General features: G+C 59.3%; 16 protein-coding genes. 1 reads left to right on the top strand and 15 read right to left on the bottom strand.

Annotated features, from left to right (window positions below; genetic code table 11):
* From nrfD (HGA39_06765) to HGA39_06700, 14 genes are all read right to left on the bottom strand, one after another.
* The coding region (gene nrfD, locus HGA39_06765) for a polysulfide reductase NrfD (GenBank protein ID NTW29046.1) at positions 1-214 on the bottom strand (214 nt) is incomplete at its 3' end.
* A gap of 241 nt (positions 215-455) precedes the next feature.
* Positions 456-1,085, bottom strand: a complete 630-nt coding sequence (locus tag HGA39_06760) for a 4Fe-4S dicluster domain-containing protein (GenBank protein ID NTW29045.1) — start codon at positions 1,083-1,085, stop codon at positions 456-458.
* Between the two features lie 2 nt (positions 1,086-1,087).
* Positions 1,088-3,562, bottom strand: a complete 2,475-nt coding sequence (locus tag HGA39_06755) for a molybdopterin-dependent oxidoreductase (protein NTW29044.1) — start codon at positions 3,560-3,562, stop codon at positions 1,088-1,090.
* A gap of 332 nt (positions 3,563-3,894) precedes the next feature.
* Positions 3,895-4,842: a slipin family protein gene (locus HGA39_06750; protein NTW29043.1), complete on the bottom strand. Its 948-nt coding sequence runs from the start codon at positions 4,840-4,842 to the stop codon at positions 3,895-3,897.
* Between the two features lie 20 nt (positions 4,843-4,862).
* Entirely contained in the window at positions 4,863-5,249 is a 387-nt protein-coding gene (locus HGA39_06745) for a GntR family transcriptional regulator (protein NTW29042.1), read from the bottom strand.
* A gap of 27 nt (positions 5,250-5,276) precedes the next feature.
* Entirely contained in the window at positions 5,277-6,176 is a 900-nt protein-coding gene (gene nrfD / locus HGA39_06740) for a polysulfide reductase NrfD (GenBank protein ID NTW29041.1), read from the bottom strand.
* Between the two features lie 206 nt (positions 6,177-6,382).
* Positions 6,383-7,309, bottom strand: coding sequence for a LysR family transcriptional regulator (locus HGA39_06735; protein NTW29040.1), 927 nt, complete (start codon positions 7,307-7,309; stop codon positions 6,383-6,385).
* Positions 7,310-7,647: 338 nt separating this feature from the next.
* Positions 7,648-8,274: a cytochrome c3 family protein gene (locus HGA39_06730; GenBank protein NTW29039.1), complete on the bottom strand. Its 627-nt coding sequence runs from the start codon at positions 8,272-8,274 to the stop codon at positions 7,648-7,650.
* Positions 8,275-8,518: 244 nt separating this feature from the next.
* The gene (locus HGA39_06725; GenBank protein ID NTW29038.1) at positions 8,519-10,201 is read right to left on the bottom strand and encodes an FAD-binding protein; all 1,683 of its coding nucleotides are present in this window, start codon (positions 10,199-10,201) and stop codon (positions 8,519-8,521) included.
* A 980-nt stretch (positions 10,202-11,181) separates the two neighbouring features.
* A complete protein-coding gene (locus HGA39_06720; GenBank protein ID NTW29037.1) occupies positions 11,182-11,352 on the bottom strand; it encodes a hypothetical protein in 171 nt (56 codons plus the stop codon).
* 163 nt (positions 11,353-11,515) lie between these two features.
* Complete coding sequence (locus HGA39_06715) at positions 11,516-11,857, bottom strand: DUF86 domain-containing protein (protein ID NTW29036.1); 342 nt, start codon at positions 11,855-11,857, stop codon at positions 11,516-11,518.
* Positions 11,857-12,357, bottom strand: a complete 501-nt coding sequence (locus HGA39_06710) for an XRE family transcriptional regulator (protein NTW29035.1) — start codon at positions 12,355-12,357, stop codon at positions 11,857-11,859. The genes HGA39_06715 and HGA39_06710 overlap by 1 nt, the downstream gene beginning before the upstream one ends.
* Positions 12,358-12,449: 92 nt before the next feature.
* Positions 12,450-14,147 carry an AarF/ABC1/UbiB kinase family protein gene (locus HGA39_06705; GenBank protein NTW29034.1) on the bottom strand — a complete coding sequence of 566 codons (1,698 nt, stop codon included), beginning with the start codon at positions 14,145-14,147 and terminating at the stop codon, positions 12,450-12,452.
* Positions 14,148-14,245: 98 nt separating this feature from the next.
* The gene (locus tag HGA39_06700) at positions 14,246-14,812 is read right to left on the bottom strand and encodes a PadR family transcriptional regulator (protein ID NTW29033.1); all 567 of its coding nucleotides are present in this window, start codon (positions 14,810-14,812) and stop codon (positions 14,246-14,248) included.
* 151 nt (positions 14,813-14,963) lie between these two features.
* Between HGA39_06700 and HGA39_06695 the strand changes: the two genes are divergently transcribed.
* A complete protein-coding gene (locus tag HGA39_06695) occupies positions 14,964-16,016 on the top strand; it encodes a Fic family protein (protein NTW29032.1) in 1,053 nt (350 codons plus the stop codon).
* Between the two features lie 816 nt (positions 16,017-16,832).
* Here the strand turns inward: HGA39_06695 and HGA39_06690 are convergent.
* Positions 16,833-17,354, bottom strand: coding sequence for an ammonia-forming cytochrome c nitrite reductase subunit c552 (locus HGA39_06690; GenBank protein NTW29031.1), 522 nt, complete (start codon positions 17,352-17,354; stop codon positions 16,833-16,835).
* Positions 17,355-17,492: the final 138 nt, after the last annotated feature.

Here is a 17,492-nt window from a genome sequence, read left to right as displayed (position 1 = left end):
AGAGACGCTCGGGACGCCCTATGTCGATGACGACGAAGGCGGCGGCGAGCACCGTGCAGCAGATCGAGAGGTAGACCGCGATCTTGGAGACGGACTTGAAGCCTTTGAGGTTAAAGACCCTCGGGACTGTGGCGATGATGAGACCGCCGGCGGAAAGTCCTACGAAGAACATGAACATCGTGATGTAGAGTCCCCACGAGGAGAGGTTGCGCATGTCGGTGACGAAGAGGCCACGGGTCAGCTGGTAGGCCCAGAGAGCCAGGCCGCCGATGGTGAGGGCTCCGGTGATGCCGAGGAAGGTCAGGCCGGAGGTCTTGGACTTCGTCGCGGCCACATCCGCATCCTTTGTGCCAAGTGGCCTGGTGCCGACGCCAATGGGTGCTGCGTAGCCGTCGTTTGATGATTCTGGTGTGCTCACGTTAGGTATCGCTCCTTTCTTGGTTCTCGGGGGACGCTTAGGAGAGGAAGTAGATGGACGGGTCGGTCTCCTTTTCGGGGAGCAGCTGGAAGTGCGGCCGCTTCAGGAGGAGCTGGGAGACGTCACTTTCGGGATCGTTGAAGTCGCCGAAATGCCTCGCGCGTGCCGGGCAGACCTCGATACATGCAGGCTCAAGGCCTTTGGCGAGCCTGTGGACGCACAGCGTGCACTTCTCTACCGTGTGCTTCTGATGCTTCGGCACATCCTTGTCGCCCACGGCGAAGTCGATCTGGTACTTGGGCTTCTCCCAGTTGAAGACACGTACGCCCGTGTAAGGGCAGGCGGCCATACACATACGGCAGCCGATGCACTTGTCGTAGTCCTGAACGACGACGCCGTCCTCTTCGCGCTTGTAGGTCGCGCCCACCGGGCAGACCTTGACGCACGCCGGATTCTCACAGTGCTGGCAGGCCAAGGTGACGTAGGCCTTGGAGCAGTTCGGATACACGCCGGCCGGCGTGTCCATGTTCGCACCGCCGACGGTGAGCGCTCTGTTCCACCAGTTCTTGTCGGGCAGGTTGTTCTCCACCTTGCATGCCACGGCGCACGTATGGCACCCGGTGCATCGCTTGGTGTCGATCACCATGCCGAGTCTCTTGTTTGCCATGGTTATGCCTTCCCATTCCACACACGAACTTCGGCGAGTACGTCCATGAAGCTCTGGTTGACGGCAGCAGGGTCGTAGGAAGACGACGACAACTCAGACCAGCTGCCCGCCCTATGCTGATTCATCTGCCAGCCCTTGGGATAGACCATCACTCCAGGCATCAATGCTTCGGAGAAGACGGCCTTCGCGACTGCATGACCGCGATCGTTGTGTACCTCGACGTGATCACCGTCGTGGATACCCCGAGCTTCCGCGTCACCGGGATTGATCTTGACAATAGGTTCGGGCTCGAGCTCGCGAAGCCATGGCACACTGTAGAACGTTGAGTGAACTCGGAATCTTGGACGCTCGGACAAGAGCACGAGCGGATACTTCTTGTAGAGCTCATCTTCCGGCCACGCTTCACCAGGTGGGAAGAAGTGAGGGAGACGTTCGCGCTCAATGTCGATCTTCTGTCCCTCATCCACGCGCGGGACAGGCTTCTCGACATAGAACTCAGCGCGTCCTGAGGGCGAAAGGAACTTGCTCCCCTCCCACGGAATGTATGGATCTGGCATATAGCGCATCATCTGCTCTGTCTTGAGCGTATCGAAGGTAATGCCGAACGCCTTCGACCAGTCTGACTTGAGCATGTTGGTCAGGAACTCATCATCCGAGTACTGGAAGTACTTGCCTAGCCCCATTTTGTCTGTGATCAATCGAACGATATCGCCATCGGATTTTGACTCATACAGCGGATCTATTGCCTTCTCACTGTAGAGCATATACTGAGTTTGACCTGCACAGGCGATATCCTGCACCTCAAACCACTGCGCTACTGGAAGCACGATATCAGAGTATCTAGCCGTGTCCGTCATAAACGTATCCGCGGTAACTATAAAGTCGAGCTTGTTGACCACATTCTTGATGTATTCGTTGTTGTTCACAAAACAGCATACTGGGTTAGCGCTATATACATACATTGCCTTGATCGGATAGTCCTTACCTTTGAACTTGCCGGTCTGCAATGTATCTCGCAGTGCAAACTGAGAAAGCGTTGAGGAAGGATTCCCGCCTGACGGCCACAGCGCCGCCCAGTTGACCCCGGGGTAGATGGTCCAGTTCGCGCCAACACTCGCCCCAGGATAGCCTACGTTGCCGAGAATAGAACAGAGTGTCGCCGCGGCATGCGTGGCATGAGCCCCGTTGTTAAACGCCTGAGGACCGTATCCTAGAATATGCGACACCGGTTGGTCTGCAGCAATGTGCGCCAATTCTATGATGGTTTCCTCTGGAACAGTAGTGATCTTGGTTGCCACAGAAGGCGGGTACTTGTCGGCCTCTTCCTTGAGCAGATCAAGTGCGGTCCTATACGCGACTCCATTGATGGTGACTGGCCCTTTGATTTGCAAAGTCTCCTTTTCCGCAGCGGGAATGACCGCGTTTGTGGAGGTGTCCCAGACGGCAGCAGGGTCAACCTTGGTCGGTTTGCCCGTGTACATGTTGATCGGTCCATCGCTGGGTGCTACGCCGAGATCGCTCATGCGCAGAAACGTGCCATCCTTCTTGATCAGAAAAGGAGCCACCGTGTGCTTCTTCAGGTACGCATCGTTCTGAAGACCCTCTGCGAAAATGACCTGCATCATCGAAAGGATCAATGCCGCGTCGGTTGCCGGCCGAATGGGGACGTACCTGTCAGCCTTGGAGGCAAGGGTGGTCATCACGGGGTCAATGACAATCAGCTTGGTGCCGCCTTCCATAGCGTCTGCGATCAAATGCCACGAATGAATCTGTGCTTCCGTAACATTTGCACCCCAAGCAATCACTGACTTTGAGTTCACATAGTCTTTCTCTTCCCTGGAAACAGTACCTCCAGCTCCAAACACGCGATCGGTCCCATAAGATATCGCGACATCCACAGTGTTTGACAAAGAGGTCGCATGAAGGACATTGGTCATTGCAAGAGGAAGACCGAGGAGGCCATGCAACAGGCTGACATTCCCAGAAGAGGTGCAGACGGACAGCGCTTGTTCACCGTGCGTCTTCTGGGTATCCGTGAACTTCGTGGCGATCTCCTGGATGGCCTCGTCCCACGAGATGCGCTCCCACTTGTCTTCGCCGCGTGCGCCCACCCTTCGAAGCGGGTACTTGAGCCGGTCGGCAGCATATACTCTCTGAACGTGAGAGAGACCTCGCAGGCAGATACGACTGTAGTTCTCGTCCTTGTACGGAGCCCTTGACGTCTTCACGATCTTGCCATCTCGCACATGAACGTTCAGATGGCAATGGCCGAAACAGTTCGGGCGACAAACACAGCTGAATATCTTCTCCCCGGTGTTGTTGGGTTGCCCGACCTTGAAATCGACAGCAAGTGCCCGCAAGACGGGCTGGCCCGGCCCGAACGCAAGAGCTGTCGCGCCTGCGGCTGCAGCAGCCGTTTTCACGAAGCTTCGACGCGAAACCGACATGCGAGACGAGACCCCTTCATTCTCACTCATATTCGCTCCTCCTCTTCTTCTCTGATGATCCGAATCTTGAGCGCTCGTTTGGCTCTCAGTAGTCCCAGAACACAGGTGGCTGCCGGCCGGCCACCTGAGAACTGAGAACTACAGTGCAGCCTCTACGCTGTCATAGTATCCTACATCTATATGACACACAAGGGGTGGGTTGGCCATTCGCCGCCCGCGATGGCCGCCGACGAAACACAGGGATCGGCAGCGCCGTAGCGATCGACCTAGGAGCGCGGCGCGCTCGTCATGCTCAGGCCGATCTTCGCACGACATGACGAAGCTGAGGCCAGGCGAAAGGCAGTGCCCCAGTTAGTGCGCCCCTACTTGGAAGGGAGCTTGGACAACAGGTCGGAAGCCACGTCATTGAACCCTTCGCTGAAGGCGCTCGGAACAACGACAAGCCCGCCCTTCTGACGGACGCTCTCATAGATGAGATTCATCGTCCGCAGCCGCAAAGCCGTCTCACTTGCGTCGTAGACCAGCGCCGCAGCCGCGAACATCTCTGCGATGTCCTTCTCAACCTCTGCAAGAGTGATGCGCGCATCGCGTTCGCGTTCAGCCTGCGCCCCACGCGACATGGCATCTTGGAGTTCCTTGGGAACCACGATGTCGCGTATCTGCACTGAGACGATCGTTATCCCCCATGGCACGGTCACGGCCCCGACGGTCTTCTGCAACTCTCGGTCAAGCTGGCTCCTGGACATTGCGATCTCGGCGAGAGTCACTCGGCCAACGGCATCGCGCATAGCCGTCTGGGCCACCCAAGAGACTGCCTTGGAGAAATCCCCAACTTCCGTACAAGCCTTCTTCGCGTCCCACACCATCCAAAACAGGACGGCATCGACATCGAGCGGCACCAAGTCGGAGGTCAACGTCTCCTGCGCACCGAAGGGCGTTGTCATGATGCGCTGGTCGATCCTGATCGCAACATACTCGATCAATGGGATGGTGAAGTAGAGGCCGGGGCCCGCTATGTGGTCATACTTGCCTAGGCGCAAGACGACCGCTTTCTCCCACTCGAGCGCAATGTGAATCGAACTGACCGCGATGACACCGCCGAGAAGAGCGGCAGCAATGGAAAATGTAGACACGCTCTGATAGAAAGTTCCCAAGACCGCGAGAAACGCAACGAAGAACACAACAACTGAGAACGCGATCGCCCCGTTGCGCGAAGCCGTGCCTGCCGGACCGGTTGTATCTTCCTCGAAGACGAAGCTTGGTGTCGCCGCGACTTCGACCCTCTCGCCCTTCCCTCTGGTTCCGCGCATGGACGGCCCTCCCACTTCCTCTATTCGGCCTTCATCTTCTTGATGCGCCTTTTCACCTGATTGGGAATGTCCTCGAGCGGAATACCAAGTCCGAGGCTTCTCCTGAGAAACTCATCGATCATGGCGTCTGTCGCCGAGCCAGGAGCCGCAGCGCCCAACTTGCTCAGATCGCAGACAAAGGTGCCGAGTCCGCGTCGCGTCACTATATATCCATCGCGTTCGAGACTCTGATAGACCTTGTTCACTGTGTTGTAGTTGATCTTGGCATCGACCGCCAATCCGCGCACCGTCGGCAACTGGTCATCCGCATGATAGTGCCCGACAGAGATGAGGTAGGTCAGTCGGTTCCTGAGCTGGACCCAGAGCGGGATCCCGCTGTTCTCATCAAGTTCAAATAGTTCCGCCATGGACTCCTGCTCACGCAATGTCATAGATCAATGGGATAGTACACGAAACACGTTGATGACTGCATCGTGAGCCCCTGCGTTGACGACGCAGTACCTCAAGCAGTAGCCGCCCACCAGCAGCAAGACACCAACCAAAGCATGTAGGTTCGTCGTGAGTCTCCGGGACATGGCCAGCATGATCAACGGGACGAGAAGGCCGCACATGACGTAGCCGAGCCAGAACACTGCGGAGTAGGCGCCGACCATCAACTGTTGCACCGACAGAAGCGTGTGAGGATCGGCGTACATGGTCATCATGAAGACGGCTAAGGCAACTACTTCTGTCGCAATGATGACCATGTCGAAGTGTGAGATGACGCGCAGATCGGGCGCGAACTTCCGCGCGCTACGCAAAGGAGCACAGACCATCAGCACGGCTACACCCGTGGAGAATGACGAAAGGACGAACAGAGCGGGGATGAACGGAGACTGCCAGAACGAGACCGCTTTGATGCTTGCAAGAAGGACGCCTGCGTAGGCCATGACTGCCAGTGCGAAGACGCCGCCCGCCAACTCCACTGTCTTCGTAAACGCAGGTGAGAATTCCGGCATGGACAGATACCGGACGGCAATGCCGTAGAACGTACAGACCGAGAACAGAAGGATCGCATAGGCGCCTATTGAGGCGATCGAGAAGGTTGGGGCTGTGAAGAGCGTGTAGGCGCGATCAATCCTCCCTAGATCAGAAAGGAGAAAGACGACACCCAACAAGACGATCCCGAAGCCGAGCAAGATGCCAGCGCGGGTTAGTTTCTGAGAAGGACAGCTCAACCGAGCTACCCGCCCATGGCGCACGAAGTCGATGAAGGTCGCGATCGCATACGCGCCGCTTCCGGTGCCGCCAAGGAAGAGATACCAGACTACTGAAGGGCTAAACACGGGATCCAACGCTGCACCTCATGCCCACATCAAGGAACCCATTCGCCGAAGTCATCGCGCCGTATTGTAGTGCATCTAGTCGTCAAGGGCAGATGTCCCAGACGACCTCCTGACGAGCAGCGACCTTGGATGCCGGAGGCGCACGCACGCCCGTGAGCCGAAATGCGGCGCACCCCACGCGTCATCCTCTTGTTGAGTCGGGTGCTACAGCTGCCTCAACCCGTGACTTCGAGTGCGAAGTTCTCTCGGACGTAGTCGATGAACAACCCGAATGCAGGGCTGCCATTCTTGGCGGAATAGACGATTGAGCCAACAACGGACACGTCCTCGTCGAATGGCCTGATGATCATGTCGTCATGAACAGTGATCTCCAGCACACGACTGGCCTCGGACCCAACCAAACACGCGGTGTGCTCGTCCACCTCAGACAGAAACAAGTTACAGACCGACTCAGCGACCCTATAGTCGAATTTGAATGAGGTGCCATGGTCTGAAGCTATCTGCACTGCAGCGACTACGAGATCATGGAAGCTGGCTCCCTTGGGCATGAGCAGAGGGTAGTCGGCCAAGTCCCTCACGAGGAGCGGATCCTTCGTAGCTAGAGGATGCCTCTTGTGCACGAACAGGTAGCACGAGTCTTTCGCGATTGGAATCGACTCGAAACGACTCCCGTCATAAGCGGCAAACTCAGGACGAAAGTTGAAGTACAGCCCGCAAGCGATGCTGCTCTTGGCTATCTCGTCCAGGATGTATTCGTGAGTGCCGCCCGTCATCGATACGTCGATGAGCGGGTACTCGTGCTTGACGGCGCACATGATCTTGGTAAACATCGAGCCGCTCGTGCCCGACGAGAAAGGCTGCTTCACGACGACCTTCCCCACGACGCCATCCTTGCCGAGCCGGAGACTCGAAACCGCTTTGTCGTAGGAATCAATGACGTCTTGGGCGTGCGCGAGGAAGAGCCTGCCCTCGCTCGTGATGCGCATGTCCCCGCGGTCGACGAGTTTGACGCCCAGCTCCTTCTCCATGCTGGCGACGTGATTGCTCATTGCGGGTTGCGAGATATGGAGCTTCCTCGCGGCACGACTGAAGTTCATGTAGTCTGAGAAGATGATGAACTCCCTGATGGAATCAACATTCATTTGGTGCCCCGTCTCTGACAGTCCAGAGTCATATAATGATATGATGCTATATCTTTCGTCAAGCGTCTTGGGGTGGGTCTTGGGGTGTCTCGGCAGGAATCTCACTTGACTGACGAAGTCAAGCAAGGCCGGGCAAGAGGGCTGACTCGCCCGTCGCGCTCATCCTCGTCATGGCCTGCAAGGAAATGCGCCCTGCGGGCACGCTGACGGAGGCTTCAGCGTATGCGCCCAAAGCCCTCTAGAACGCGTCAAGAGGCCGGAAACCCACTGAACCCCCATTCCGCAAGAGAAAAGGGGGGCTCCAGCAGGAATCTCGGTCTCTTACAAGAATCGTGCCCCTACTCGTGGCATGTGTGACACTCGAAGACTTTCGCATGATGACATGTGACGCAGAAGCCCATCGGGTCTTGCGCCTTATGCATGCTGTGACAGTCTGCGCACGTCATCTTCGCGTCGACGTGCGCTTGGGTCAGCGTGGATGCCACGTGCGGGTTGACGACCTTGCCTTTCAAGTCCGTGAGCACAGTGGAGCCAGCGGTCTTCTTCGCCAACTCCGCAAGAGTCGTGTTGTGACAGGCAGAGGACAGGCAGGTCGCCTGGTCCACAGTCGTCTTCTTCATCTGTAGATCCGCTGGCACCTTGGTCTCCAGCGTTACACCGTCATGAGCGCTCTTGAGTGCTGTTGCGTTGGTGTGACAACTCGTGCACTTCACGCCTGCTTTGGTGTGTGTTGCAGCCAGCATCGTGGCGTCCGTTGTCGATTTCGCCTCCGCCGTATGGCAGACCGTACAATCGGACGTGGCGCTCCAAACAAACCCTGCTGCGGAGGTTGCCTCTGTCTCAGGGGCGGCGTCGTTGTTCGACGTCTTGCCGCATGCGGCGAGCATGCACGCCGAGAAGACGATCACCAACGACGTCAACAGCAACGCGGCTCGTCTGCGTATGGTAGATCTGGACTTCTCCACTCTCTTTCTCTTTCTTCTCGTTGATTTCCACTCTGTATTTCGCCGAATCGATTCCATGAATCCCACGTTCGTCGCCCGGGTTACCCTTGGTAACCAGACGCTGGTCATGAAGGTGACCTGATCCGATCACCGGTCTTCTTCCCATAACCGCAGTCCTGTCTGTGGCGCGACACGCGCCACAGACAGGACTGGCATTCGAATGGGAGATCCTGGTGGCGTTTTCCAAGAGACGTGTGCGCTGGACCTATTTCTTGGCATCCCAAGCTGTCAGCTTGCCGACAGAACGGGCCGCAAGACGGCCTGAAGATATTGCCGCACTTATGTTGCCGCCACCATTGTAGTTGTATGAATACTCAGTGCCGAGTTCGCCCGAGCCATACAGACGCTTAATGGAGTTGCCATCGAGACCGACTACTCCGCCGCTTGTGTCGCGCTTCGGTCCACCCTGGCTGTTGAGTATCCCGCCATAGTATTGGTGCACATAGTATGGCGCGGTGATCGGCTCGAGAGCAAAAGCCGCGACCGCCGGTTTTGGAGTCGGAGTGTCGAGCGGGGAGACTCCATAGAGATACACTGGTTCGCCACGATGGAATTCGGGATCGTTTTGTGCGGCAACGTACTTGTTGTAGTTCGCCAAGGTTTCCGTCAGGCGCGCCTCAGGTATCTTGGTCGCTTTGGCTATGTCTGCGATGGTGTTACATTTGACGATGGTTCCACTTGCCAGGTAGCCGGCATTGTCGGCAGAGGGGTTCAACTTCAGGGTGTTTGCCCAGCCGTTTCCGGCCCACAAGGCCGAGATGGGCGAACCGGAGGCAAAGGACTTCTGGCCGACGATGGCCCATGCCGGAGTAGGCGTACGCTGCATCACATAAGTGCCGCCGGCCCAGACCTTGCCGTGGCGCGCCAGCGTGACCGTGTCTTCGTTGATGTAGCGCCTGCCGTCGAGTCCCACGAAGATGTAGTCATGGCTCGTGCTGAAACCCAACGGGGCGTAGGACAGGAGCGGGGAACCCACAAGCTCACTGGGCAACTGCTTGTCTGTCACCAACCGCGGGCCGAAATAGGGACCAGCGAAGTTGTTCATGTGCCAGAGTTGCGCACCGATCGCTTCCGCCATCCGAATACCGTCGCCACGGTTATACGGCGACCCAAAGAACCCTACCTCGGGAAAGCCAACCGGGTAGTAGGTGTTCTTGAGTTCCCTATCGTTCTCGAAACCACCGCAGGCGAGGATGACGCCCTTCTTGGCTTTGAAGTTCTTGCCGTTCTTCGTCCCGACACCGAAGACCTCTTTGGTTGTTGGGTCGAAGATGAGTTTGGTCACACGACTGTCGTAGGTGATCGTGGCGCCGGCGTCATCGAACGCCTTCTTCATAGCATTCCAGATCACGGAGTTTCCGATGCCGGTCAGACCACCAAGGCAATAGCAGTGTGCCGACTCTTTTCCTCCCACAACATCCGGGAATTCCGGGTTCAGGATGGGGACCTCTGTCAGTTCAATGCCGAGACCCTTCATCCAAGTCAGGTTCTCGCCAATATTAGTTGCCCACGTCTTGAGCAACTCCGGTTCCACCACGTAGGCGCCATTGAGGTTCGCCTGATAGGTGATCGCGGCGTCGAGCGGCGTCGGCACGAACATGATCTGCGAACAGACGCGGGTATTCCCACCTTCGTTGCCCTTTGGCGCGGCCTCGAGCACGAGGACGCTCCCCAAGCTCTCTTTCTGAACCGTAATGGCCGCGGAAAGGCCGGCCCCGCCAGTTCCAACGACCACGATATCCGCTTCGCCATCCCATGTCGTGGGCAGATACGCGGCCGAGGCGCCTTTTGGCGAGCAGGCCGCGAGCGAGGCGACTCCCATAGCCCCTACCGCGATTGCCGAAGCGCCAGTCAGAAAGTCGCGCCTTGAAACGTCACTCTTGTTCATAGTTCCCTCCCAGTCGTCGTCCCCAGCTTCCGTGTGCACGACCCTCTGAGGGGCCCCTCGGAGGGCGGTGCCTTGCCGCCCAGTATATGAGCCGCCCTTTCTGTACTACGAATGATGATTCTTGCTGCCGCCACAGCCTTTCGACGTCGCCGATGCGAGATCCTGTGCGGCGACAGTCTGCCCTGGCAACCGATGATTCATCTGACTCTGAACTGCCAGCGGAGGGTGGGCGACGTGCTGAGCGTGCTCTCTTGGCTGTGCCCGCCGCATGCTGACGCGCGGGGATTCCTCCGCGGTGCATAGGAACGCGCCCCTGAACCGCCCGGTGGCAACGCCCCGACCTCGTGCTCTTGCCCGAAAGACGCCTCGGCTCTTGCCGATGCACAACAGTAGCTGCCCATTCGCGAACCCCCACGTTGCCACAAGCGCTGCCGCGCCGACCTCGGCCTCCGTCGTCGACCCGCTATGAGCAACTTCGCTGAGAGGGATGCAAAGGGATTCGCATACGTCATGACCAGGAATAGGGCGATGGCGACTATCTTGAGAGCGATGATGAAGACACCGAAACGCGAGACGCTTCGAAAGGCAGATGCCGCAGGTCTCTGCGCGCCGAGGAAGAGAGCACATACCAACGGCACGGTTATGCCTGCCGAGATTGACGAAATACGAGTAGGGCGGGGATGACCGGCGACGCCCAAAACGAGACTGCTTGCATGTCGGCGGGGAGCATACAGGTGTAGGCCATGACAGCCAATGCGAAGATGCTGCCTGCCTGCACACTCAGCACTCCTTGTGAACGCTGATGAGAATTCCGAAAGCGAGAGATAGCGAACGGCAATGAGGCAAGACGGACAGACTGCGAAGAGAAGGATTGTATGCGCGCCCATTGAGACAACCGAAAACATTGGCTACAAAGAGGGTGTACGCTCGATCGATCCTGCCAAGATCGGACAGAAGAAGGACGACCCTCAGCAAGACAATCAGGAAGCCGAATAGAAGGCCGGAATTGGCATGCTCCCTGGAGAATTGGCTCCTCCGAGCCCCTGCCTTTCGAGCACAAGATCCACAAGGATCGCGACCATGGAGGCACCGCTTCCGGCACCGCCGAGGAAGAGGTACCAGACAATTGAGGGGCCGAACACGGGATCCAACGTCTCCACCTCCCGGCTTTGCCAGAGAAGCCCCATCCATGGAGCATCGCGCTGTATTCTAGTGCATTTCCCCGTCTGGCAGAGCCGCCTCTTCAGGCGAGAGCTAGAGCTTCCGACCCTCAAGCCCCAGCATCGTTCCCTGCCGCTGCCCCTTGCAGGTCGCTCAGCAGCAAACGGCAGCGTCGCCAACCGCCGACACCTTCTCCACCGCGATCTGCCAGACCCGCGCGCGATCGATCGTGGCGTAGCCGTGGACGACGATGTTTCGTGCCGAGCGCATGCCGGGCGGGTCGAGTTCGGGATGCGCCTCGACATAGTTTCCGTGCCGATTGCGCAACTGAGAGGCGATCTCGCCGAGCTGGATGATCCCACGCTCAATCGCCCATGAGCCGGTGGAAGAGGTCATGAACGTCCTGCGATCCGTACCGGCGACGAGCTGGGCCACGCCGTCGGCAGTGTCGCGCATATCGTGCAGGAACTGCTCAATCGTGCGATCCTGGCTCATCACAGGGGCACCGACTCTCGGTCGACATTCTCCCGGACATGGGGCTTGAGACATTTGCGCTCGCCGAGGTCGACTTTCCGACCGAGCACCGCGCCCATCGCTTCCTCGACGACGGCGACGGCAAACAGGTCGAGTTCCTCGGGAATGTCGGCCACCAGGTCCAGATCGCTGTCCGCCGTGTCGGTCCCACGCGCGACCGAGCCAAACACAACGACGTTTTGAAGGCCGTATTCCTCGGCGATCTTCCTGAGCTCCTTGCGATGGCGCTCCAAGAGCACGGAGGGCCGCTCCGGTGCGAGCGACACGGCCGACTCGCGGCCGAGTGCCGCGGCCGCGCGAGAAAGCGTCGAGAGTGTCACCGACTCGTCGGCGGGATCCAGGATACGCCCGACGGTCGAGCGGCTCGTGTGCATGCGTCTCGCGAGTTCGGCGCGACTCACGCCATCGCGTTCCATGACTGCGGTCAACTCGGCGGCGTAGGCCGCTTTGGTCGCGGGCATCGAACCTGTTCCTTCTGGTCGGGTGTCTCACATATGATACACTCCATCGGCCCTCACGGGCGATGAGATACCACGCGCGCCGTTCCCTCCCGTCAACGCCTGCCCGGGTGACGCCCCCGCCCGCCAAACATGATCGCGAGCAGCGGCAACACCGACACGCCCATGAGCAGGTTGCTTAGACCGGGGTCGCCAGCGCGAACGATCGCCCCCGCGATCAGCAGCGCCGAGAACACGAGTCCGCTGACGATCCGGCCCACCGAGCGTTCCAGCCTTCGGATCCGCAGGTCGAGCATCGGCGTCTGGATGTTGAGTTCCCCGCGCTCGATCTGCGTGAGCACGCGGTCGGCCCGCGCCGGAAGCGCGATCACCGTCTGTAGGATCTTGCTTCCTTCCGACAAGATCGTGTCGAAGGTCGAGCCGCCTTGCTCGCCGGAGACCAGCGAAGTCGCGTATGGCGCGACCGCATTCCAGAGGTTGAACTCTGGATCGAGCCCCGTGCACATCCCGGAAAGGATCCCGATCGAGCGGCCCAGCATGAGCAGACTCTCCGGCAGCTGGAACGGCAGGTTGAGCATAAGGTCCTGAAACTGCATGCCGAACCGCATCATTTCGCTGTGGTCGATCCCCTTGATCTCGTCCATGCTCATACCGCTGAACCGGTCGAAGACCGCCATGCTCGCGCGCTCGATCAGGACGAGGTCGGCGCTGGGCAGAAGCACATTGAGCAGCTTGAACGCGCGCACCAGCCGAGCTCCATCTTGCGTGCCCACCGCGATGACGGCCTCGCTCAGCCCCTCGCGCAGGTTTTCCGGCACCCGCCCCACCATGCCGAAGTCTACGAACGTCAGCTTCCAGTTGCGGTCGCCGTCCGCATCCACGCCGGGAAGCGGCGTGACGAAGAGGTTGCCGGGGTGCGGGTCGGCGTGGAAGAAGCCGTCCTCGAAGATCTGCTTGAGGTATGTATCGGCGAGCGTCGCGGCGACATCGGAGCGCGAGATGCCGGCCGCGATGATCGCCTCGTAGTCGCCCACCTTGATCGCCGAGACATCCTCGAGCGTGAGCACGCGACGTGTCGTCAGTTCCCACACGACGCGCGGCACGCCCACGTACGGGTTGCCGGCGAAGTTGGCGGCGAACGTCTCGGCGTTGCTGCCCTCGGCGAGGTAGTCGATCTCCTCGCGCGTTGTGGCGGCAAACTCGTCTATGAGCGCGCCTACGTCGGCGCGCTCGCGGACCGGCTTGTAGCGCTGCAGCCAGCCACCAACTCTACGGATCGCGGCCAGGTCGACCTCGACCACACGCTCGATATCCGGGCGCTGGACCTTGACGACCACGTCGGAGAACCCGACCTCGGCGGCGTCAACCTCACGCAGACGCGCGCGGTGGACCTGCCCGAGCGAGGCGGCTGCCAGCGGGGTCTCGTCGAACCAGGCGTAGCGCTCAGCGAGCGTGAGTGCGAGCTCGGACTCCGCGCACCTGCGGATCGCCTCGAAGCTCTCCGCCGGCACCTCGTCCTGGAGCCCCGCCAGTTCCTCCGTGATCTCGGGCGGCAACACATCGAGGCGCGCCGAAAGGAACTGGCCCACCTTGATCATCGGGCCGCCCATGCGGATCGCGAGCGCGCGGAACCGGGCCGCGGTAGCGCGGTTGCGCTCGCTCCTAGTGCGGTCCGCCACGCGACCGAGGCCGACACGGCGCATGGCCACTTCCCAGAAGATGAAGCCGGCGGTCACGCGAGCGAAGAAGAACACGATGCGCCGGTAGCGGGCGCGGAGTCGTGACGCGTTCATCGATCCTCCGGGGACGGGAGCCATGGATAACCGGCGCGCGCGCGGGCGGATGCCACGCGCGGGCGCCGGCAATTTCGGAAAGCAATTGAGCCGAAAGCCTAACCCTCGGCGAGGATCGCGTAGAGCTTCTTGCGTGCCTCGTCCAGGACCTTGAGTGCCGTCTCTCTCTGATCCTTCGTTCCGTTCTTACCCACCTGGAAGGCAGCGGCCATGAACTTGCCCGCCGCTTCACGGTAGTCGCCAATGCCGGAGTCGCCCTGCGCGACTTCCTCCCACGGAGCGGGCTGGTCTGCGGTCTCGGCAACCATTGCTTTGCCGGCGTCGGTGAGGCTGAAGACCTTCTTGCCGGCGGTCTCCTCGGCGGTGACGAGGCCCTCGTCGGCGAGCAGTTGCAGGGTGGGATAGACCGACCCGGCGCTCGGGCTCCACGCGCCGCCACTGCGAGTAGAGAGCTCCTGAATGATCTGGTAGCCGTGCATCGCCTGCTCGGAGAGCAGGCGCAGGATCGCGGGGCGGATGTCGCCGCGACGCGCGCGCGCTCCGTGGGGGCCGCCGAAGCCGTGGTGCATGCCGCCAAACGGCATCTTGAACCCGCGGTGGCCGTCGGGGTGGTGACCGCGAACGCTGCCACCACAGGACTCTTCCTTGAAGTAGTGACCGTGCATGTCAATTCCCTTCACTGTGAATAACGCGATATATCGCGATACATAGCAAGAGATGTGCCAGAACGGCACGCCGGGCGCGTGACTAATGACATCATGACGCATTAACGATATCATTTCGCTGTAATGCGATTCATTCTTTGGAGGAGACGACATGCGTGGTTCGTTCGGGCTAGGTCACCTCGAGCAAACCACCGTGCCAATGTCCACGGTTCGCTCGATCGGTCTACTCGGCGAGTACAAGGGCAAGCAGCAGCTCTTCGAGAAGCAGTCGCCTCAGGTCTTGAACGCGCTTCGCGAAGCCGCGCGCGTCCAGAGTATCGAGTCATCGAACCGGATCGAGGGTGTAACTGCGGCCTCGGGCCGTGTGGCCGAACTCGCCGCCGAGAAGACGAAGCCGAGGGACGGCTCAGAGCAGGAGATCGCCGGCTACCGCGACGTACTGTCGACCGTCCACGCCAACGCCCTTGGCATGGACGTCTCGACCGGGCTCGTTCTCCAGCTGCACCGGGATCTCTATCAGTTCTCGTCCACTCCGGGCGGGGCGTGGAAGAGCACAGCCAACGACATCGTCAACGTCCTGTCTGACGGAACGCACCGTCTGAGGTTCAGCCCTGTCGCGCCGCACCTTGTCGACACCTCGATGACCGATCTGATCACGGGCTATCACTCCGTGATGTCGAGAGGACAGGTGGACTCGTTGATCGCGGTCCCCGCCTTCGTACTCGACTTCCTGTGCATCCATTCGTTCTCCGATGGCAACGGACGGATGTCGCGCATCCTGAATCTGATGCTGCTCTACCAGTCGGGCTACAACGTCGGCCGATACATCAGCCTTGAGAAGGTGATCGAGGACTCCAAGGCAACCTACTATGAGGCGCTCGAAGCGTCATCTGAGGATTGGCACGAGGGCCGGCACGATCTGGTGCCATGGCTGCAGTACTCCCACGGCATTCTTCTCGCCGCATATCTAGAGTTCGAGCAGCGAGTCGGGCAAATGGGAACGGGGCGCGGGGCGAAGCGCGAGATGGTGATCGACTGCATCCGACATCTGCCGGCGACATTTCGCTATGCCGATGTCGAGCGAGCCTGTGCAGGAGTCAGTCGTCCCACAATTGTGCGGGTTCTCGGCGAACTCCGCGACAACGGCGATATCCGTTGCATGAAGGGCGGGCGCGACGCAAAGTGGGAAAGAACGACTCAGTGAGTCATTAACGATATCATTAATGGGTTAGATGATATCGTTAATGAGCCAAGTGTACACTCAGCGGCAAGATCGCCTTGACAGATCGCCGCAGAAGAAGCTCTGTTCGCACCAGGCAACTTGCCCACTAATCGCGGATCTGGCGCTCGTCAGTCGTGGCGTCCTTGAGACTGTGAGGGGTTAGTGGTGACTTGCCGCGAAGCCACATAAGGAAACACAATCACTCCCACTCAGGGCGAACTGCAGTGCAGCTCTGTCGATACGTTGGCGGCAGTTGGGCGAAGTTTGGAGCCTTCTGGACCTCTGGACTGCCGTATTCTTCTGCATCCAAGGGATTACATGACCTGATCTGGGCGCTCCGAGCGGTCCTTGCTCGTTTCAACGAATGTCGCATTTCCACGGGGCACGGCGAGGTTCTGCCTCATTTCGTTGCATCGCAATCTCTGCACTAGTGGCCAGTTCACGAAGTCTTTGGCTGGCAAGCCACCAAGATGACACATTCAGTCTCCCTGCAGCATTTCCAGAATGTGGGGGCCGTAGCCCAGTGATGAGCGACTGAGATCCCCGATGAACGCCAGGATGCCGATAGATGACGCGCCCGGGGGCTGACGGCAACGTCAACCCCCGGGCAGACTCGCATTCGTTGGCTCCTCTCTTGCCGAAGCGAACAGCAGGGGAGTCAGGTTTTCTCTCGCAGCCGAATTGCCTCGGAGCTTGGGCACGTATCGCCGCCTCCATCGTCCGTGCCAAGATCTGAAGAGCCTTTCACAGCAGCGACACAAACTGAGCGACGCTACGAGAAACGAAGCTCCCCGCCAGTTAATTGGCGGTAGCCTTCAGCCACCCGTCAGGCACTATCATGTCGGAATGGCACTGGCTGCAGAACAGTTGCGATTGCTGGTGCACTCGGTGACATGTGGAGCAAGGAAGGTCACCGTTGTGGGAATCATGAGGGTTGCGGCCCGACGCGGTATCGTAGTCCTTGGTCTTGGCAGCAAGGTCAGCGTAGCTACCGTGACACCTCAGGCAGAATTCCCGGGTGCCGATCTTTGCGAATGGCAGTGGCGTCTTGTAGTTGCCCGTCACGTACTCTTTGACCTCGGAGAGCTGCTCGGAGATCTTGGGCTCATGACAGTCAAGACAGGCGATGTTCGCCTTGGCATGCGTGGCCGCGAGCAGGTCGCCGCCCTTCCACGAATCGTAGTATGGTTGCATGACCTTATGGCATACCTTCGAACAAAACGATGGCTGCTCGTGCCACTTCCAGCCGGCGATACCGCCTGCCACAAATAGCACGACCACCACCGCGATGATGATGAACCATGTGCTCCGTTTCTTCATCCAGCACCTTCCCTTTGGACCAGGCGAGGCAATAGTGGATCGGAGGCGAGACTAGTATCTCTCGCCGATTAGACCTACGTGAGGAACCCCCGCGGATTCCATGATCCGCAGGGGTTGCGTTCACGACTGCTTTGCAGA

The organism is Coriobacteriia bacterium, from assembly GCA_013336165.1.
GTDB lineage: Bacteria > Actinomycetota > Coriobacteriia > Anaerosomatales > JAAXUF01 > JAAXUF01.
This window is presented reverse-complemented; position numbering and strand designations above follow the sequence as displayed.